The following is an 18,778-nucleotide window of genomic DNA, read 5'->3' as shown; positions in this document are numbered from 1 at the left end:
GCGGGTATGAGTGAGAACGCGACCGATCAGGTATCGGCCCCCGCGCCGCAGCCGCCGGTCGCGCCACGGCCACCCATGGCGGCCGTGCAGCCGGTGGGGTTCCGGTGGTACCCGCCGCTGGCCAGGATCTCCGATGGATCCGTCGTCGCCGGCGTGTGCGCGGGACTCGCGGCCCATCTGGGGGTGCGGGTCACCCATGTGCGCATGGCGATGGTGGTGCTCGCCACCCTCTCCGGCGCGGGTGTGCTGTTCTACGCCGCCCTGTGGGCTCTGACCCCGTCGGCGCGGGCCCCGGAGGGGGCCGCCTCCGTGGACGCGCGGGAGCGGCGGCGCGGCATGGCCCTGGCCGTGGTGGCGCTGGTGGGGTCGGTGCTGTCGTTGATGGTCACCACCGCGACGGGACTGCACGTGATCGTTCCCGTCCTGGTCGTGGCACTGGGCGCCGGGCTGGTCTGGCAGCAGTACGACGGTGGGGGACGGGTGGCTCCCCGGTCCGTCTTCGACTGGGCGAGGGTCACCGCCGGTGCGACCCTCGTCGTCGTCGGACTGGCCGTCGTGGTGCTGGGACAGGTCGAGTTCGCCGCCCTGCGGTCGTCGTTCCTGGCGGTGCTGGCGACCCTGGTCGGAGTGGCGTTGCTCAGCGTCCCTGTGGGGCTGCGGCTGTGGCGGTCGTTGGAAGAGGAGCGCGCGGCCCGCATCCGTGAGTCCGAGCGCAGCGACATCGCCTCCCACCTGCACGATTCGGTGCTGCAGACGCTGGCGTTGATCCAGAAGCGCTCCGACGACCCCGCCCAGGTGTCACGGCTGGCCCGTCGGCAGGAGCGCGAACTGCGGCAGTGGCTCTTCGGGGCGGGGTCACGCATGTCCTCGGGTGCGGCCACCGTCGCCGGGGCCGTCGAGGTGATCGTCGGGGACGTCGAGGACGCCTACGGTCTGCGCGTGGACCAGGTGGTGGTGGGCGGCGACGGACCGGCCGGCGACGCCGAGGAGGCGGTGCTGGGTGCCGTCCGCGAGGCCCTGGTCAACGTGGCCAAGCACGCCGACGTCGACACCGCCGACGTGTTCGTGGAGAACGACGGTCAGGTGCTCACCGCCTTCGTCCGGGACCGCGGCTGCGGCTTCGACCCCGACGACGTGGGCGATGATCGACACGGGTTGTCCCAGTCGATCCGGCACCGTGTCGAGAGCCGGGGCGGCAGCGTGACGGTGCGCAGTACGCTCGGTCGCGGAACCGAGATCGGGATCGAGATGCCGCTGGAGGGCGAATGACGGACGAGCCGGTGGGTGGCGTCAGGGTGTGCCGGGTGTTCCTCGTCGACGACCACGCGGTGTTCCGCAGCGGTGTCCGGGCCGAGCTGGCCGGTCAGGCCGGGATCGAGGTGGTGGGCGAGGCCGGGTCGGTCGCGGAGGCCGTCGCCGGTATCGGACGGGTACGGCCCGATGTGGTGCTGCTCGACGTGCACATGCCCGATGGCGGTGGGGTGGCCGTGCTCCGCTCGGTGCTGGGGACTGATCCCAGCGGCGGGCCCGACACCTCCGGCACACCCGGTGCGTCCGACGCGCCCGTGTCCACCTTCCTGGCGTTGAGTGTCTCGGACGCCGCGGAGGACGTGATCGCCGTGATCCGCGGCGGGGCGCGCGGGTACGTCACCAAGACCATCTCCGGCGGGGAACTGGCCGACGCCGTGCGCCGCGTGGCCGACGGGGACGCGGTGTTCTCCCCGCGCCTGGCCGGGTTCGTCCTGGACGCGTTCGCCCGTGCCGCGCCCGGGCCCGAGGAGTGGGGTGAGCCCGTCCACGACCCGGAGGTCGACTCCCTCACCCCGCGGGAGAAGGAGGTGCTCCGGTTGTTGGCACGGGGGTACACCTACAAGGAGATCGCCGAGAAGTTGTTCATCTCGGTCAAGACCGTGGAGACACACGCCTCCAACGTGCTGCGAAAGACCCAGCAGTCCAACCGGCACGCGCTCACCCGCTGGGCTCAGTCCCGCCACCTGGACTGACACACCTGACCGTCCTGGGTGCCTTGACGTCCTGGGTGCCTTGACGTCGCGAAGAGTGTTCCGCACACATCGGCCGGGAGTGGGGTGTACGGAACGCTCTTGGCGTTGACGCCGAGCCGCTACCGTGGCGTCGTGAGCGAACCGCGCGATCTCCCCCTCTGCATCATCGGCGACTCCTTCGTGGCCGGGTACGGCGACGAGACCGGCCGTGGATGGACCGCGCACCTGGTCGAGGAGGGTGCCGGGGCGGGTCTGAGCCTCCACACCACCGTCGCGGGGATCGGCGGGGACACCTCCGAGATGATCCTGGCCCGGTGGGACGAGGTCGACCGCCGCCGCGCCGCGTTCCCGACCACGGCGGTGATCGCGGAGTTCGGGGTCAACGACGTGATGGAGCACGAGGGGGCCCTGCGCGTCGAGGAGGCGGGCACGGTCGCGGCTCTGCGCGGGATGATCGCTCGCGCGCCGCAGGGTCGGTTCCTGGTGGTGGGGCCGCCACCGGTCGTGTGGGAGGAGGTCAATGAGCGGATAGTCGCCCGCGCCGCCGCCATTGCCGCGGTGTGCGCCGAGGCCGGGGTGCCGTTCGTCCCGACCTTCGACTCCTTGCGGCCCGGCGGGGCGTGGATGCGCGAGGTCACCGCCGGTGACGGGGCGCACCCCGGCCCCGCGGGGTATGAGCAGTTCGCCCGGATCATCTCGGGCCCGGTACTCGAGTGGCTGCGCTCACTGCCGGACGTCGAGCCGGGTTAGCGAGAACTCTTCATGGCGGTCCTCACCGTCACGGACGGGTCTGCTTGTAGCTCGGCCAGACGGTCCGAACCCATGGGCAGCAGCGCGATCCTCCCGCCGGAGTCGAAGTGCATCGCCCAGCCGTACGTCTTGGTCAGCGGGGAGGTGCGCAGGCACGGTTGGCCCTTGGAGAAGAACTCCTCGCGTTCGGCCGCACGGTCGGCCTCTCCGATTCCCTTGCGGGCGCAGTGGACGTCGAAGAGCAGGTCGTCGCTCGTCCAGGTGTAGTCCGCCCCCGAGAGTCTCTCGTACTGCAACTCGGCGATCGAGCGTTTCCCGGACGGCGGCGCCGTGGCCGTCTCGGCCCGGGTGTCGGATGCGGGCAGGATCAGTGTGTCGGTGTAGTCGGTGCTGTGCATGGCGCTCTCCCTGCTCCCGTGGTGAACGCGAGGGCGGGGGTCCCCCTGGCGCGGTCGCGGTCGGTGCCGGTGGTCTCCGGTAATCTGAGTATCGCCGCACCCCCCGTACGGCGGCAGGAGGATTGATCATGACGAGTCCGAAGAACCCTGACCGCACCGGTGAGCATTCCGAGCAACCCGCGGACAAGGCCCGGCACGACCACGACGACGCGGTCGCCGACGAGTGGGGCGACGAGTCGTTCCCGGCCAGCGATCCCCCCGCCACACCCTGACCCCGAGCCCCTGACTGACCCCGAGCTCCTGACTCAGCGCAGTATCTCGAACTGCTCCGACACCGCCCGCAGTGCAGACGCGCTGCGGGCGAACTGTTCGATCTCGGTGGCGTCGAGTTCCAGTTCCACCACGCGCTGGACCCCGGTCCGGCCGATCACCGCGGGGACGCCGATGAAGATCCCGTCCTGCCCGTACTCGCCCCGCAGCAACGTGGAGACCGGTAGCGACACCTGCTCGTTGCGCAGCACGGCGCGCGTGATGCGGGCCAGCCCCATGCCGATGCCATAGCTCGTGGAGCCCTTGGAGTCGATGATCCGGTAGGCGGCGTCCCTGGTCTCCGTGAAGATCCGGGCCAGTCGTTCCCGCGTGGCCGGGTCCCCGTCGAGATCCCGGCGCAGTGGTACCCCGGAGACGTTGGCCGATGAGAAGACCGGCAGTTCGGTGTCACCGTGTTCACCGATGATCGAGGCGTGCACGCTCATCGGGGCGACGTCGTAGTACTCGCCCAGCATGAAGCGGAAGCGTGCCGAGTCGAGGATCGTCCCGGAGCCGATGACCTGTGCGGAGGGTAGGCCGGAGTATCGCCAGGAGGCCTGGGTGAGGATGTCGACGGGGTTGGTGGCCACGAGCAGGATGCCGTCGAAGCCGGTCGCCATGACGTCGCCGACGATCCCCTCGAAGATCGCCATGTTCCTGCCGACCAGGTCGAGCCGCGTCTCGCCGGGTCTCTGGGCGGCGCCGGCGCAGATCACCACCATCGTGGCGTCCGCGCAGTCGTCGTAGGTGCCCTCCGTGACGAGGGTGGGGGAGGGGGCCCACACGACGCCGTGGTTGAGGTCCATGACCTCGCCGACCAGTTTGTCGTGGTCGATGTCGATGATGGACAGGTGGTCGGCCAGGCCCTGGTTGACGAGCGCGTACCCGTAGGCGATGCCCACGTCCCCGGCGCCGATGAGCACGATGCGGTTCCCGATGGAGGCCTTCATGGTTCCCGAGGGTAGATGCTCCGGGTGAACGCCGAGGTGCGGCGACGGGGACGGTGACTGGGGGGCGACGACGAGGAGAACCCTGTTCGAACAGGTGTTCTTGCGCCGTGTCGGACCGGTGGTGTTCACTGTTCCCCGTGATCGAAAAATAGTTCGATCAAAGCGGTTGGCGGCGTGTCGTCCGGGGCGGGAGGTTCTGGTGATGGTAATGGGCACTCCTGCCGTCGACATGTCCGGCCTCGGCACGGCGGACCGAGTCGCTGAGCTGCGTCGCCGGCTGGCCACGATGCCGGGCGGGGGGCCGCCCGCCGCCGCACGCTCGGGGGCGCCGGCGTTCGCGCATCAGGATGGGGGCGCGGTCGTGGAGCCGGTCGGGACCACCGGCGGCACGATGCTCGCGGAGGCGATGCCTGCGGACCCGATGCCTGAGGACGGGGACGGAGGTGCGTCGGGTGCGGTGTCCTCCGGGGCGCGCGTGCCCGGAGTGGTGGTGCCGTGTTCCGTTGCGCCCCTGCTGCCGGGCGGCGTCCTGCCCGCCGGGCGGGTCACCGCGGTATCCGGCAGTGCCACCCTCCGGGTCGGGTTGCTCGCCGCGGCCACGGCCGCCGGGGCCAGATGTGCGGTGGTGGGCTGGCCGGAACTCGGGGTGGCCGCGGTGGCGGAACAGGGTGGCCGGCTGGACTGTCTGGCGCTGGTCCCGGATCCCGGCCCGGATCCCGCCGCTGTGGTGTCGGTGCTGCTCGACGGCCTGGACCTGGTGCTACTGGGGCCCGGGGTCCGGGTGGTCGCCCCGTCGCGGGCCCGTGTTCTCGCCGGGCGGGTGCGGGCCGCGGGGGCGGTGCTGCTCGTGGGTGCGGACTGGCCCGGGGCGGAACTCGCACTGACCGGGCGGCACTGCCGCTACGGCGGGTTGGGTGCGGGCGCAGGGAGGCTGGCCTCGGTCTCCACCATGGTGCGGTGCACCGGCCGGGCGGCGCCCCCGCGGACGGCGGAGTGGGTGGCGGCGGGATGAGTGCGCGGGTCATGGCGGTGTGGTGCCCGGACTGGCCGGCGGTCGCGGCGGCCCGGGGCGGGGGACACGGTCTGCACCTGCCGCTCGCGGTGGTCGGCCCGCGCGGGGTGCTCGCGTGCAACGCCGTCGCGCGCGCGGTCGGGGTGCGACGCGGGCTGCGCCGGCGCGAGGCGCAGTTCCGGTGCCCGGAGCTCGTCGTGGCCCCGGCGGATCCGTCACGGGATGCCGTGTGGTTCGAACCCGTGGTGCAGGCGTTGGACGCCGTGGTGCCGGGCATCGAGGTGCTGCGCCCCGGCCTGTTCGTGTTCTCCGCGGCCGGGGCGCTGCGGTTCCACGGCGGAGTGGAGCAGGTCGTGACCCGGGTGGTGGACGCGGTGGCGGCGGCCGGGACGGAGTGTCAGGTGGGTTTGGCGGACGAGCTGCCCACGGCCGTGCTCGGCGCGCGCGGGTCGGTGCTGCTGGAGCCGGGCGGGGACGCCGGTTATCTGGCCGACCTGCCCGTGGACGCGCTCGTGGTGGAGCCCGCGCTGGGCGATCCGGACGAGCTGGCGGAGCTGGTCGGGCTGCTGCACCGGCTCGGCGTACGGACGCTCGGGGACTTCGCCGCGCTCCCGTTGCGGGACGTGGCGACCCGCTTCGGCGAGGCGGGAGCGGTGGCGCATCGCATCGCCCGCGCCGTGCCGTGGAGGCCCCCGTCGGTCACCGCGGTGCCCACGGGGTCGGCGGTCGAGCACCGGTGCGATCCACCACTGGAACGGGTGGACGAGGCGGCGTTCCTCGGGCGTCGGCTGGCGGGGGAGCTGCATGCCGTCCTCGCCGCGGCCGGGGTCTCGTGCCTGCGCCTGCGCATCACCGCGCGGGTCGAGGGAGGCGTCGAGGTCAACCGGGTGTGGCGGTGCTCCGCTCCGCTCACCCCGGAGGGCACCGCCGACCGGTTGCGCTGGCAACTGGAGGGCTGGCTCACCGGTACCGCGATCGCCGGTGGTGCCGGAGGGGCGGTCACCGCTCTCGTTCTGGAACCGGTGGAGGTGGTCCCCGCCGGCCGCGTCCAGGAGGGGTTGTGGGGTGAGGCGGGGCTGGCGGAGGCGCGTGTGCACCGCGCTCTCGTGCGGGTGCAGGGACTGCTCGGGCCGGAGGCGGTCCGTGTCCCCGTGGAGGTCGGCGGCCGGGGCCCGGATGATCGCGTGCGGTCCCTGCCGTACGGGGACGCCCCGGCCGACCCGGTCGCGGAGGGGCCGTGGCCGGGGGCTCTGCCGGCGCCGTCGCCGTCGGTGGTGTGGCCGGGGCCGGGCTACAGGTTGGAGATCCGCGAGGGCGGTGACCCCGCGTCAGGGGTCGTGGCACGGGTTCCCCTCGCCGGGGGGGTCGTCCTGCGCACCGCTGCGGGGGCTGCGGTCGGGGTCGGGCCCCGCGGCCTGCTCACCGGTCGACCCGAGGCGGTCGAGATCACGGGCCGTCGATGCGCGGTGGCCGGCTGGTCACGGCCGTGGCTGATCGACGAGGCCTGGTGGGAGCCCGGCCCGGGTGGTGCGCCCCGTCGGCCGAAGGCCCGGATACAGCTCGTCCCCGAGCGGGCGGCCGCGTTGCTGCTGTGCTGCCTGGTCGGGGACGAACCGGGGAGTTGGACAGTCGAGGGAGTATACGAATGAACCGTCCACGACTCTCCGTGGTCGTGACCCTCGTCGCTCGTCGGGTGTGCTCAGCGCTCGATGTCGACCACCAGTCGGGTCGGGTTCTGGAGGAGGAAGGCCGAGAAGGGACGGTCCGTGCCCTCGAGACCGATGACGGATTGTGCCTGGCCCTCGAACTGGCCGGCGAAGGCCACCCCGGCCACTCCGGTCGCCTCGTCGCTCGAGACGGTGCCCACGGGGACCTCCGTCATCGACGTCATGGTGGGAAGAACCTGGTCGCGGATCATCACCTGGAGGAACGAGTCCCCGGGCACCTCCACGGGGGAGCCGCTGCCCTGCTGGGCGGGTGCGTCCACGTAGTCCACGGAGTATCCCGGGACGCCCTGGCCCTCGAGTTCGTAGACCACGCGATCCTTGCCCTGGTAGTCGCCCACGCGGATATCGGTCACGACGAGTTGGGCGCGCTCGGCGGTCTCACCGGGGTCCTCGCTCTTCGGACCGGAGTCCGCGGGCCTGGCGGAGGGATCGGAGGTCTCGGTCTCGTCCGGAGCCAGGGCCCGGGCCACCGCGGCCGGGGAGGATCCCGCCGCGGTGGTCTGGCTGGTGGTGGGGGTCTCGGTCGAGGTGTCGGCTCCACATCCCGCCAGCCCCAGGGACGCGACGGCGGTGAGGGCAACGGCTGCGGCGAAGCGGCGGTGATGGATGCGCATACGTCCACCCTAGATCCCTCTGGTCACTTTTGTCCCACAAGGTGGCTACAGTTACGCCTCCCCGCGGGATGGGGCACCATGGGGTCGTGTCAGATACCGATTCCGCCACACACCCGGGTTGGTGTTCCCTGCAGTCCGCCGACGAGCCCCCGGCAGGCACCGCCGCCCACGAGGAGTCGTGGGTGCTGCTGGAGGTCCCCGGGCGCTGGGGGCGCGACATCTTCGACGGTGAGGCCCTGGGCGAGGACCTGTCCCGACGTCTCAAGGAGCACATCGCGGCCTGCGGGTCGCGCATGCTCTTCATCCGCCGGCCCGGCCGCGAGGGTCAGCGCCTCGACCGGCACCGCTTCTACCTCTGCGACACCCGCCCCGACCGGCAGAGTATCCGCGCCGGTCGTGTCGACGGGCCTGAGGAATTGCTCGGATTGGACCTGTCTCCGGACGGGCACGTGGCCGGTACCCGCGAGGTCGCGGCGCCCGTGCCACTCGTGTGCACCCACGCCAAGCGTGACCAGTGTTGCGCTGTGCGGGGCCGCCCCGTCGCGGCCGGCCTGGAGTCACTGTTGGGCGGGCGCCTGGCCGCACTCGACCCCGATGCCGCGGTGTGGGAGTGTTCCCACACCGGGGGTCACCGCTTCGCCCCGGTCCTGTTGCTGCCCGGCACCGGTTACACCTATGGGCCCGCGGAGGTGGCCCACGCGGCCGGAATCGTCGAGGCGGCGCTGGACGGCCGGGTCGTCACCGAGAACCTGCGGGGCCGAAGCACGTGGCCACCGGCCGGTCAGGTGGCGGAGGTGGCCGTGCGGGACTCCGGTGTGGAGGCTGGGCCGGGCGACCTCGTCGTCACGATCGACCCCGATTCCTCGCGCGTGGCCGTGGTCCGTCACACCGACGGACGCGCCTGGCGTGTCGAGGCGGGCACCCGCCCGCTGCCTCCGCGGTCCCAGAGCTGTCGCAAACCGCCCGGTGAGGCCTCGGCGTGGGTCGTGGAGTCGTTCACCCGGCTCTGAGTTCTCGCGCGGCTTTGAATCCTCGCCCGATTCCGAGTTCTCGCCCGGTTCCGAGGTTGCCTCCGGTCCTGAGTCCACCCCCCGGGCCACGGCGGGTGAGGCCCGGTGAACTGGTATCACGGGCCCCGGACCTGGAACGAGCTGGAGCGGGTTCTGTCCGGTCGGCCGAACCCGCGTGGGCCCCAGAATCCGCACCCCGGTGACGGCAGCGACGCCCCCGCCTGGTCCCGTCGACGGGGTGAGTACACCCCTCCTAACGGGCGCCGGACGCAGGGACGGGTGCCCTACGCCGAGCTCCACGCCCATTCCGCCTTCAGCTTCCTGGACGGTGCCTCCTCACCCGAGGCGATGGCGGAGGCGGCGGCGGAACTGGGGTTGACCGCGCTGGCGATCACCGATCACGACGGCTTGTACGGGGTCGTCCGATTCGCCGAGGCGGCGTCCGAGCTGGGTCTGGCGACCGTCTTCGGCGCCGAGCTCTCGCTGCCCGGGGGTGAACACCTGCTCGTGTTGGCCCGCGGAGGGGAGGGTTATCGCAGACTCTCGCGTGCGATCGCCCACGCCCACCTCAGGGGAGGTGCGAAGGGTGAACCGCGGTACGAGATCGGGGAACTCGCCGAGGCCGCCGGTGGTCACTGGTACGTGCTCACCGGGTGTCGCAGAGGGCGGGTGCGGCGAGCCCTCGAACGGGGCGGCGCGGGTGCGCCCGGCGTCGACACCGCGGCTGCGGGTGCGGCGCTGGGCGAGCTCGTCGAGCTGTTCGGGCGGGACCGGGTGGTCGTGGAGCTGACCTGTCACGGCGTTCCCGAGGACACCGAGCGATGTGACGCGCTGGCCACGCTCGCGGCCGCGGCGGGCCTGCCCGTCGTGGCCACCACCGCCGCGCACTGTGCGGGCCCGGAGGACGCCCGTCTGGCCTCAGTCATGGCGGCGCTCGGAGCCCGCGACGCCCTGGAGACCCATGCCGCGCACCTGCCCCCGGCCGGAGGAGCGTACCTGCGCTCGGGTGAGGAGATGGCCGAGTTGTTCGACCGCTGGCCGGGCGCCGTCTCCGGGGCGGCGGCCCTGGGTCGCGAGTGTGCGTTCGACCTCCGGCTCATCGCCCCCGAACTGCCGCCGTTCGATGTGCCCGAGGGCCACACGGAGGACAGTCGGCTCGCCGAACTCACCTACGCGGGGGCCGCCCGGCGCTACGGGGCACCCGGCGCGGCCCCGGAGGCCTACGCGCAGATCCACCGCGAGTTGGGGGTGATCGCCGAGCTGGGGTTCCCCGGTTACTTCCTCGTGGTCCACGACATCGTCGAGTTCTGTCGCAGGGAGGGCATCCTCTGTCAGGGCAGGGGATCGGCCGCCAACTCGGCCGTCTGCTACTCCCTCGGCATCACCAACGTGGACCCGGTGGGGGCGCACCTGCTCTTCGAGCGCTTCCTGTCCCCGGAGCGGGACGGTCCGCCGGACATCGACGTGGACATCGAGTCCGGCCGTCGGGAGGAGGCCATCCAGTACGTCTACTCCCGCTACGGGCGGGACCATGCCGCGCAGGTGGCCAATGTCATCACCTACCGGGGGCGGTCGGCCGTGCGGGACGTGGCCCGGGCACTCGGGTACTCCACCGGGCAGCAGGACGCGTGGTCCAAGAGCGTGGACCGGTGGTCGGGTCTGAAGAACCACGAGCGGGAGGCCACCGAGCACACCGTCCCGGCCGACGTCCTGGCGCTGGCCCGCAGACTCGTCGGACTGCCCCGGCACCTCGGCATCCACTCCGGCGGCATGGTGATCTGCGACCGGCCGGTGGCCGACGTGGTGCCCGTCGAATGGGCGCGCATGCCCGGGCGGACGGTCCTGCAGTGGGACAAGGACGACTGCGCGGCGGTCGGTCTGGTCAAGTTCGACATGCTGGGGCTGGGGATGCTCACGGCGCTACACCACGCCATCGACCTCGCGGCCGAGCACAAGGACCTCGAGGTGGACCTGGCCCGACTGGACCTCTCCGATCCCGAGGTCTACGAGATGCTGTGCCGGGGCGATTCCGTGGGGGTGTTCCAGGTGGAGTCGCGGGCGCAGATGGCCACGCTGCCCAGACTCCGGCCGCGGACGTTCTACGACCTCGTGGTGGAGGTGGCGCTCATCCGCCCCGGCCCCATCCAGGGCGGCTCCGTGCACCCCTACATCCGTAGACGCAACGGGCGGGAGGAGGTGGTGTTCGACCACCCCGCGCTCGAGGCGGCCCTGGGGCGGACGCTGGGGATCCCGCTGTTCCAGGAGCAGCTCATGCAGATCGCCACCGAGATCGCCGGGTTCACCGGGGCGGAGGCGGACCAGCTCCGCCGGGCGATGGGGGCCAAGCGCTCTCCCGAGCGGATGGCGCGGCTGCGGGAGAGGTTCTTCGCGGGCATGCGTGACCTCCACGGCATCGGCACCAGCCCACCCGGGACACCGGTCACCGGGCCCGAGGTGGGGGAGCGGATCTGGGAGAAGATGTGCGCGTTCGCCAACTACGGCTTCCCCGAGAGCCACTCCCAGTCCTTCGCGGCGATCGTCTACTACTCGGCGTGGTTCAAGTGCCACCACCCGGCCGTCTTCTGTGCGGCGCTGCTGCGTAGCCAGCCGATGGGGTTCTACTCGCCGCAGTCCCTCGTGGCCGACGCCCGCAGGCACGGCGTCACCGTGCACCGCCCCTGCGTCAACCGCTCGCTCGGCGGTGCCACGTGTGAGAACAGGGGCACCGAGGTGCGCCTCGGCCTGGAGTCCGTGCGGGCGATCGGCACCGACCTCGCCACGGCGATCGCCGACGAGCGCGATACCCACGGCCCGTTCCTCTCGGCCGCCGACCTCGCCGGCCGCACCGGGCTGACCGTCCGACAGATGGAGGCGCTGGCCACCGCGGGGGCCCTCGACGCGCTCGGCGTCGGGGGGCGGCGGGCGGCCCTGTGGTCGGCGGCCACCGCGGCCCGGCAACGGCCCGGGATGTTGCCCGGGCTGAGCCAGGTCGACGCCCCGGCGCTGCCGGGGATGAGCGTCCTGGAACTCACCTCCGCGGATCTGGCCGCCACCGGGATCAGCCCCGAGGAGTACCCGACGGTTCACGCCCGGCCGTGGCTCGACTCCCGGGGGGTGTGCACCACCGCCGGGCTAGCCCACGTCCCCGACGGCAGCCGGGTGGAGGTCGCCGGCGCGGTCACCCACCGGCAGCGGCCCGCCACCGCCGAGGGGGTGACCTTCCTCAGCCTCGAGGACGAGACGGGCATGACCAACGTCGTGTGCTCGGTGGGACTGTGGGCGCGCTACCGCCCGATCGTTTCCTCCGCCCCGGCGCTCATCGTCCGCGGCACGGTGGAGAACCGCTCGGGCGCGGTGAGCTTGGTGGCGGACAAGATAGAGCGCCTCCACCTGGGGATGGCGATCGGCCGCAGCCGGGACTTCAGGTGATGACCGCTACCCAGCCCGCCCCGGCCGAGCCCGGGTTCAGGCCGAGCCCGGGTTCAGGCCGAGCCCGAGATCAGACGTAGCGGAAGTCCTCCCCGCGCGCCCACTGCACCAGCCTGTCGGCGGTGTCCCGGCGCGAGGGCGGGTGGTAGTCCCGGGTCCGTGAGGAGTACGACCGCCACGGCGACACCACACGGGCCGTGTTCGACGGGGTGTCCCGCACCGCCCCCGTGGTGGGGGCGGCGGCGGTTCTCGTGGCCGTGATGTTCCTCGGGAGGGCTGATCGCCGGGGACCCCGTCCATACACATGCGCCCCCGCGAGGGTTCGCCGTAGGTTCGGGTCATGATCCTGGACGATCTCCGCGCCCGCCTCCACACCGCCTCCGTCCTCACCGACGCGGACGTTCTGGAGGGATACCGCCAGGACTGGGCCAAGGCCCCGGACCCGGGGATGCCGGTGGCCGTGGTGCGCGCGCGGTCGACCGAGGACGTCCAGGAGGTCATGCGCTGGGCGAGTGCCCACGGCGTGCCGGTGGTCCCTCGGGGCGCCGGGTCAGGGCTGTCCGGGGGAGCGACGGCGGTCGACGGCGGGATCGTGCTCTCGACCGAGCTCATGCGGGACATCGACGTCGACCCGGTCACCCGCACCGCGACCGTCCAACCGGGTCTGCTCAACATCGAGGTCAAACGCGCCGTCGCCGAACACGGCCTCTGGTATCCGCCCGACCCCTCGTCGTACGAGATCTGCTCGATCGGCGGCAACATCGCCACCAACGCCGGCGGTCTGTGCTGTGTGAAGTACGGCGTGACCACCGACTACGTCCTGGGCCTGACGGTGGTGCTGGCCGACGGCACCGCGGTGCGACTGGGCGGTGCGCGGCTCAAGGACACCGCCGGGTTGAGCCTGACCAAGCTCTTCGTGGGCAGCGAGGGCACGTTGGGGGTGGTCACCGAGGTCATCGTGCGGCTCATCCCCGAACAGCCGCCCCGCTCCACCGTGGTGGGGATCTTCCCGGACGTGGTGGCGTGCAGCGACGCCGTCCTGGCCGTCACCCGCCGGATCCGGCCGGCGATGCTCGAGTTCATGGACAACGTCTCGATCCGGGCCGTCGAGGCGGACCTGAGGATGGGCCTGGACACCTCCGCCGGTGCGATGCTGCTGGCCCAGTCCGACCTCACCGGACCCGACCGCGCGGCCGAGACGGAGTTCATGGCCGAGGCGTTCCGCACCCACGGCGCGAGCGAGGTGTTCGCGACCGACGATCCCGAGGAGGGGGAGCAGTTCACGGTCGCGCGTCGGGCCGCGTTCACCAGCCTGGGCAAGACCGGGACGCTGCTCCTCGAGGACGTCGGCGTGCCGTTGCCCGCGCTGCCCGAGCTGGTCGCCGGGATCGAGGCGATCTCGGCCCGGCGTGATGTGCCGATCGCCCTGGTCGCCCACGCCGGTGACGGCAACACGCACCCGATCATCGTGCTGGCCGACGACGACCCGGACCGCGCCCACCGGGCCCAGGCGGCGTTCGGCGAGGTGATGGACCTGGCGATCGGGATGGGCGGGACGATCACCGGCGAACACGGCGTGGGACGCCTCAAGGCGCCGTGGCTGCCCGCCCAGCTGGGCGAGGACGTGATGGAGTTGAACCGCCGCATCAAGACGGCGCTGGACCCGCAGGGGATCCTCAACCCGGGGACGATGTTCTGACGTCACCGGGGCGGCGGTCCGCTCGCGAGGTTACTGTGCGACCTCGTCGTCGTCGACGTTGTTGTGGTCGCCGCCGCCGCCGTCGTCGCCGGCCGGGACCCGGACCCGCACCGCCGCCGCGACCGGCGTGCCCACCGGCACCACCCGCCCGCCCAGGGCCACGGTGATGATCCCCAGCTCGACCTGGCGGGAGACCACCTCGACCGCCGAATCGGGGCGCAGGCCGATCTCGGCCAGGTGCCGCAGGACGGAGTTGTCCCGGTCGGACACCCGCGTGACCACCCCGGCGCCGCCCTCGGGCACCCGGTCCAGGGGGACGTCGGCGAGCTGGTCAAGCCGCCCGTCGCGGGTGGGGATGGGGTCGCCGTGCGGGTCGCGGCGCGGGTGGTCGAGGAAGCCGTCCAGGGCGTCGACGAACCGGTCGGAGACCACGTGCTCGAGGGCGTCGGCCTCGGCGTGCACCTCGTCCCACGGGTAGTCCAGGCACCGGGCGAGGAACGTCTCGAGGATCCGGTGGCGGCGGACCATGGCCACCGCGAACGACCTCCCGGCCTCGGTGAGCTCGACGGGCGCGTAGGGGCGGTGCTGCGCCAACCCCATGGCGGCGAGCTTGCGGACGCCCTCGGTGACGGAGGAGGGGGAGGCGCCGAGACGGTCGGCCAGCGCACCCGGGGTGACGGGCCCGCCGCCGGCCCCCAGGTGGTGGGCGGCCATGAGATAGGCCTGGATGGTCGGCGTGAGATCGGCCAGGCCTCTGGGTACATCTGCACGGGGCGGGTCGACGGTCATGCCGTCATCATCCCCGATCGCCGGGCCCGGGCGCCCGCCGCGGCCCGCGGGATCACGCCGCGCCGGGGGGCGAACAGCTGCGCCGCGGTGAAGATGACGGCCTGCGCGAGGACCACCACCGGGCCCGGGGGGAGGTCGGCGTAGTAGCCGGCGTACAGGCCGGTGACGCCACCGACCAGGGCGACGACGACGGCGACGATCATCGTCCCCCGCATGGTGTCGGCCACCAACTGGGCGGTCGCGCCGGGGATGATGAGCGTGGCCACCACCAGGATCACGCCCACCGACTGGACCCCCGCCACGGTGGCGGTGGCGAGGGTGGCGAGCAGGAGCCCGGTCAGCGCCCGCGTCCTGAGCCCCAGGGTGTGGGCGTGCAGCCGGTCGAAGGCCAGCATGATGAGATCGCGGCGGAAGGCCAGCAGCACGATCACCGTGAACGCCGAGACCGCCAACACCTGGACGAGGTCGGAATCGCGCACCCCGAGGACGCTGCCGAACAGGATCGAGTGCAGGTCCTGCCCGCTGGGGAACCGGGCGATGAGGACCAGTCCGAACGAGAACAGGGCGGTGAAGACGATGCCCATGGCCGCGTCCTCCCGCACCGTCCCCCCCTCTCGGACCGCGCCGATGAGCGCCACCGCGACCAGCGCGGCGATGAGTGCGCCGACCGCGAACGGGATGCCGATCAGGGCGGCGATCACCACACCGGGCAGGACGGCGTGGGAGACCGCGTCACCCATGAGAGACCAGCCCATGTGGACCAGCCAGCAGCTCAGCAACGCGCCGGCCACACCGGAGGCGGCCACCACGAGCAGGGCGCGCCGCATGAACTCGTAACTCATCGGCTCGACGAGCAGATCGATCATCACAGTGCTCCCTCGGCGGTCGGCGTCCGGTCGTCGACGGCGGGCAGCCGCGCCCCGAGCAACGTGGACAGGATCTGGGGGGTGGTGGTCTCGGCCACGGGGCCGTGCGCCACCAGCCGACCGTTGAGCAGGGCGACCGAGTCCGCGAGCCGCTCGACCGTGCCCAGGTGGTGGGTGGAGACCAGTGCGGTCCGCCCCGAGGCGGTGAGCTCGCGCAGCACGTCGATGTAGACCTCCTCGCTGCCGGCGTCCATGCCGCTGAACGGTTCGTCGAGGAGCAGCAGCTCGGCCTCCTGGGCCAGGCAGCGGGCCAGCAGGACCCGTCGCCGTTGACCGCCCGAGAGCTCGCCGATGCGCCGCCCCGCGATCGGCGACAACCCGACCCGGTCCAGGGCCTCGTCGACCGCGAGTCGATCGGCGGCGGACGGGCGGCGCCACGGACCGGTGAAGCGGCGGCGGCCCTGCATGACCACCTCACCCGCGGTGACCGGGAAGCGCTCGTCGAGCCCGTCCGACTGGGGCACCGCCGCTACCCGGCCGGTGCGCAGCGCGCGCCGCACCGGGGAACCGAGGAGGCGCACCGATCCACCGGTCGGGGTGACCAGACCGAGCAGAGACTGGAGCAGGGTGGACTTCCCGGACCCGTTGGGGCCGAGCAGCACGGTGATCTCCCCGGTCGGCACGGACAGGGACACCGAGTCGAGTGCGCGGATCTGGCCGCGGTCGACGGTGAGGTCGGTGACGACCACGGCGGGCGGGCCCGTGTGCGCCGAGAAGGGCAGTGGTCGGTCGGTCATGACGTCAGCTCCCGGGTGATGATCTCGAGGTCGTGGTCGAGCAGGTCGAGGTAGGTGGGCACCGGGCCGCTGGGGGCGGAGAGGGAGTCGACGTACAGCACCCCGGCGACCCTGCTGCCCGTCTCGTCCGCGACCTGCTCCATCGCCGCGTCGGAGACCGTCGACTCACAGAAGACGGCGGGGATCTCACGGTCACGCACCTCGTCGATCAGGGCGGTGACCTGACGCGGCAGCCCCTGGGACTCGCTGTTGACCGGCCACAGGTAGAGCTCCTCCAGGCCGAGGTCCCGGGCCAGGTAGGAGAACGCGCCCTCGCACGTGACCAGGACACGGCGGTCCTGCGGCACCGCCGCCACGGCCGCGCGGGCGCGGGACGCCAGCTCGTCGAGTTCGGCCACGTAGCCCTCGGCGCGGGCGCGGTACCCCTCGGCTCCCTCCGGGTCGACCTCGGTCAGAGCGCGGGCGATCGTCCGGATGTATCTCGCGCCCTCGTCGGGCGACATCCACGCGTGGGGGTTGGGCCGCCCGGTGTAGTTGCCGGAGCGCACCGGCAGCGGGTCGACCCCCTCGGAGGTGATCACGTGGCGCGCGTCGGTCCCGTCGATGAAGCGCAGCAGCCAGTCGTCCATGCCGAGACCGTTGCTCACCACCAGGTCCGCGCCCTCGACCCGCTTGAGGTCGTCGACGGACGGCTCGTACTGGTGGACGTCGGCGCCCGGGGTCGTCACCGACTCCACCCGGACCCGGTCCCCACCGACGCGGCGGGCCATGTCCGCGAGGATCGTGAAGGTCGTGGCCACCACGACCCTGTCGTCGGCCTCCCGGGCGGCGAACCGGGGCCGGTCGTCCACGTCGACCGCCCCCCAGGTGCCGGTGGTGCAGGCGGCCGCCACGATCGCGGTCACGAGTGCGACGACGACCGCGGCCGCGGGGGACCAGGGTCGCCGGCGACCGGCCCGGGGATTGCGGCCCCCGGCCAGATGAGATTTCGTCATACCGAAATATTAAGTCAAAGTGGCGGAATATCCATACCGCCTGGATAGCCCTGCTGCCTCCAGGCCTCGTAGACCACCACGGCGGCGGCGTTGGACAGGTTCATGGAGCGGCGACCCGCCAGCATGGGGATGCGCACCGTCGCGGTCACGCGCTCGTCGGCCAGCACGTCCGGGGCCAGACCGGTGGGCTCGGGCCCGAACAGCAGGACGTCACCGGGGGAGAACCGGATCTCCGGCAGCGAGCGGTCGGCCCGCACGGTGAACGCCCACACCCGCGCCGGGAGTAGTCGCGCGTACGCGGCCTCGAGATCCTCGTGGACCTCCACGTGCGCCAGGTCGTGGTAGTCGAGCCCCGCCCGCCGCAGCTGCGGTTCGGACAGGTCGAAGCCCAGTGGCCCGGCCAGATGGAGTTCACACCCCGCCCCCGCCGCCAGCCGGATCGCGTTGCCGGTGTTGGGGGGGATGCGGGGTCGGTCGAACAACACACGCACGCCGGCTCCGGTCATGGCGGCCATTCTCGCAGTGCGCTGGCGACGTGGCCGCTCCGGAGTGGGATACTGGCGCCCGTGACCGCTATCAAGCTGGACGGAAAGCTCACCCGCGACGAGATCGTCGCCGACCTCACCGACCGGGTCGCCGCGTTGCGCGACAAGGGCATCACCCCGGGGCTGGGAACGGTCCTGGTGGGCGACGACCCGGGCAGCCACTCCTACGTCAAGATGAAGCACCGCGACTGTGAGCAGGTCGGCATCGCCTCCATCCGGCGTGACCTGCCCGCCGAGACCGGTCAGGCCGAGCTCGAGGCCGTGATCGACGAGCTCAACGCCGATCCCGCGTGCACCGGGTACATCGTTCAGCTGCCGCTGCCGAAGCACCTCGACGAGAACGCGATCCTCGAGCGCATCGACCCGGCCAAGGACGCGGACGGACTGCATCCCGTCAACCTCGGCAAGCTGGTCCTCAACGCGACGGCCCCTCTGCCGTGCACCCCCAACGGCGCCATCCACCTCCTGCGGCGTTTCGGTGTCGAACTCGACGGGGCACACGTGGTGGTGATCGGCCGCGGGGTGACCGTGGGGCGCCCGATCGGGCTGATGCTCACCCGCCGCAGCGAGAACTCGACCGTCACCCTGTGCCACACCGGAACCCGGGACCTGGCCGCCGAGACGCGGCGGGCCGACGTGATCGTGGCCGCGGCCGGGGTGGCCCACATGCTCACGCCGGACATGGTCAAGCAGGGCGCGGCGATCCTCGACGTGGGGGTGTCCCGGCTCGACGGGAAGCTGGCCGGCGACGTCCACCCGGACGTGTGGGACGTCGCCGGTGCGGTCTCCCCGAACCCGGGAGGGGTCGGTCCACTGACCCGGGCGTTCCTCCTGTCCAACGTGGTCGAGCGCTGTGAGCAGCTCGCCACGGGAGCCTAAATCCAT

Annotated in this window: 20 protein-coding genes; 11 read left to right on the top strand and 9 right to left on the bottom strand. The window is 72.4% G+C overall.

Going from position 1 to position 18,778, the window contains the following annotated elements:
• Positions 1–6: 6 nt before the first annotated feature.
• The 3 genes from CEY15_RS07240 (at position 7) to CEY15_RS07230 (ending at position 2,753) form a co-directional block, all read left to right on the top strand.
• Positions 7–1,269, top strand: coding sequence for an ATP-binding protein (locus tag CEY15_RS07240; RefSeq protein WP_245847367.1), 1,263 nt, complete (start codon positions 7–9; stop codon positions 1,267–1,269).
• Complete coding sequence (locus tag CEY15_RS07235) at positions 1,266–2,003, top strand: LuxR C-terminal-related transcriptional regulator (RefSeq protein WP_095717869.1); 738 nt, start codon at positions 1,266–1,268, stop codon at positions 2,001–2,003. Before CEY15_RS07240 ends, CEY15_RS07235 begins: the two co-directional genes overlap by 4 nt.
• A gap of 132 nt (positions 2,004–2,135) precedes the next feature.
• Positions 2,136–2,753 carry an SGNH/GDSL hydrolase family protein gene (locus tag CEY15_RS07230; RefSeq protein ID WP_095717927.1) on the top strand — a complete coding sequence of 206 codons (618 nt, stop codon included), beginning with the start codon at positions 2,136–2,138 and terminating at the stop codon, positions 2,751–2,753.
• On the opposite strand, the gene CEY15_RS07225 is transcribed toward CEY15_RS07230, so the two are convergent.
• Positions 2,750–3,151 (bottom strand): DUF6157 family protein, encoded by a 402-nt coding sequence (locus tag CEY15_RS07225; protein ID WP_095717868.1) that lies wholly within the window; start codon positions 3,149–3,151, stop codon positions 2,750–2,752. The genes CEY15_RS07230 and CEY15_RS07225 overlap by 4 nt on opposite strands.
• A 128-nt stretch (positions 3,152–3,279) precedes the next feature.
• Between CEY15_RS07225 and CEY15_RS18445 the strand changes: the two genes are divergently transcribed.
• On the top strand, positions 3,280–3,423 hold the full coding sequence (locus CEY15_RS18445) for a hypothetical protein (RefSeq protein WP_017837200.1): 144 nt from the start codon (positions 3,280–3,282) through the stop codon (positions 3,421–3,423).
• Positions 3,424–3,456: 33 nt separating this feature from the next.
• Here the strand turns inward: CEY15_RS18445 and CEY15_RS07220 are convergent, their stop codons facing one another.
• Entirely contained in the window at positions 3,457–4,410 is a 954-nt protein-coding gene (locus tag CEY15_RS07220; protein ID WP_095717867.1) for an L-lactate dehydrogenase, read from the bottom strand.
• A 208-nt stretch (positions 4,411–4,618) separates the two neighbouring features.
• On the opposite strand from CEY15_RS07220, the gene CEY15_RS07215 reads away from it, so the two are divergent.
• The gene (locus CEY15_RS07215; protein ID WP_095717866.1) at positions 4,619–5,422 is read left to right on the top strand and encodes a hypothetical protein; all 804 of its coding nucleotides are present in this window, start codon (positions 4,619–4,621) and stop codon (positions 5,420–5,422) included.
• Positions 5,419–7,071, top strand: coding sequence for a DNA polymerase Y family protein (locus CEY15_RS07210; protein WP_095717926.1), 1,653 nt, complete (start codon positions 5,419–5,421; stop codon positions 7,069–7,071). The genes CEY15_RS07215 and CEY15_RS07210 overlap by 4 nt, the downstream gene beginning before the upstream one ends.
• A 50-nt stretch (positions 7,072–7,121) precedes the next feature.
• On the opposite strand, the gene CEY15_RS07205 is transcribed toward CEY15_RS07210, so the two are convergent.
• A complete protein-coding gene (locus CEY15_RS07205; RefSeq protein ID WP_095717865.1) occupies positions 7,122–7,763 on the bottom strand; it encodes an AMIN-like domain-containing (lipo)protein in 642 nt (213 codons plus the stop codon).
• An 86-nt stretch (positions 7,764–7,849) separates the two neighbouring features.
• On the opposite strand from CEY15_RS07205, the gene CEY15_RS07200 reads away from it, so the two are divergent.
• Together CEY15_RS07200 and CEY15_RS07195 are read left to right on the top strand one after the other, a co-directional pair.
• Positions 7,850–8,773, top strand: a complete 924-nt coding sequence (locus tag CEY15_RS07200; protein ID WP_245847363.1) for a sucrase ferredoxin — start codon at positions 7,850–7,852, stop codon at positions 8,771–8,773.
• A gap of 105 nt (positions 8,774–8,878) precedes the next feature.
• Complete coding sequence (locus CEY15_RS07195) at positions 8,879–12,202, top strand: error-prone DNA polymerase (protein ID WP_217987086.1); 3,324 nt, start codon at positions 8,879–8,881, stop codon at positions 12,200–12,202.
• A 70-nt stretch (positions 12,203–12,272) separates the two neighbouring features.
• Here the strand turns inward: CEY15_RS07195 and CEY15_RS18440 are convergent, their stop codons facing one another.
• Positions 12,273–12,422, bottom strand: a complete 150-nt coding sequence (locus CEY15_RS18440; protein ID WP_017837193.1) for a hypothetical protein — start codon at positions 12,420–12,422, stop codon at positions 12,273–12,275.
• On the opposite strand from CEY15_RS18440, the gene CEY15_RS19110 reads away from it, so the two are divergent.
• Positions 12,400–12,546 (top strand): hypothetical protein, encoded by a 147-nt coding sequence (locus CEY15_RS19110; protein WP_428844189.1) that lies wholly within the window; start codon positions 12,400–12,402, stop codon positions 12,544–12,546. The two genes, CEY15_RS18440 and CEY15_RS19110, sit on opposite strands and share 23 nt — an antisense overlap.
• Entirely contained in the window at positions 12,543–13,901 is a 1,359-nt protein-coding gene (locus CEY15_RS07185; RefSeq protein ID WP_095717862.1) for an FAD-binding oxidoreductase, read from the top strand. Before CEY15_RS19110 ends, CEY15_RS07185 begins: the two co-directional genes overlap by 4 nt.
• A 30-nt stretch (positions 13,902–13,931) precedes the next feature.
• Here the strand turns inward: CEY15_RS07185 and CEY15_RS07180 are convergent, their stop codons facing one another.
• From CEY15_RS07180 to CEY15_RS07160, 5 genes are read right to left on the bottom strand one after another with little or no spacing between them, the layout of a single operon-like run.
• Positions 13,932–14,690 (bottom strand): metal-dependent transcriptional regulator, encoded by a 759-nt coding sequence (locus CEY15_RS07180; RefSeq protein ID WP_095717861.1) that lies wholly within the window; start codon positions 14,688–14,690, stop codon positions 13,932–13,934.
• On the bottom strand, positions 14,687–15,556 hold the full coding sequence (locus CEY15_RS07175) for a metal ABC transporter permease (protein WP_095717860.1): 870 nt from the start codon (positions 15,554–15,556) through the stop codon (positions 14,687–14,689). Before CEY15_RS07175 ends, CEY15_RS07180 begins: the two co-directional genes overlap by 4 nt.
• On the bottom strand, positions 15,556–16,353 hold the full coding sequence (locus tag CEY15_RS07170) for a metal ABC transporter ATP-binding protein (RefSeq protein ID WP_095717859.1): 798 nt from the start codon (positions 16,351–16,353) through the stop codon (positions 15,556–15,558). Before CEY15_RS07170 ends, CEY15_RS07175 begins: the two co-directional genes overlap by 1 nt.
• Positions 16,350–17,348 carry a metal ABC transporter substrate-binding protein gene (locus tag CEY15_RS07165; protein ID WP_095717858.1) on the bottom strand — a complete coding sequence of 333 codons (999 nt, stop codon included), beginning with the start codon at positions 17,346–17,348 and terminating at the stop codon, positions 16,350–16,352. Before CEY15_RS07165 ends, CEY15_RS07170 begins: the two co-directional genes overlap by 4 nt.
• Before the next feature lie 14 nt (positions 17,349–17,362).
• Complete coding sequence (locus CEY15_RS07160; RefSeq protein WP_095717925.1) at positions 17,363–17,854, bottom strand: tRNA (cytidine(34)-2'-O)-methyltransferase; 492 nt, start codon at positions 17,852–17,854, stop codon at positions 17,363–17,365.
• 60 nt (positions 17,855–17,914) lie between these two features.
• Between CEY15_RS07160 and CEY15_RS07155 the strand changes: the two genes are divergently transcribed.
• Positions 17,915–18,772 (top strand): bifunctional methylenetetrahydrofolate dehydrogenase/methenyltetrahydrofolate cyclohydrolase, encoded by an 858-nt coding sequence (locus CEY15_RS07155; protein ID WP_095717857.1) that lies wholly within the window; start codon positions 17,915–17,917, stop codon positions 18,770–18,772.
• Positions 18,773–18,778 lie beyond the last annotated feature (6 nt).

Origin of the sequence: Dietzia natronolimnaea (assembly GCF_002289575.1) — a bacterium.
Lineage (GTDB): Bacteria > Actinomycetota > Actinomycetes > Mycobacteriales > Mycobacteriaceae > Dietzia > Dietzia natronolimnaea_A.
Note: the sequence above shows the minus strand (reverse complement) of the source record. Positions and strands in the feature narration are given on the sequence as shown.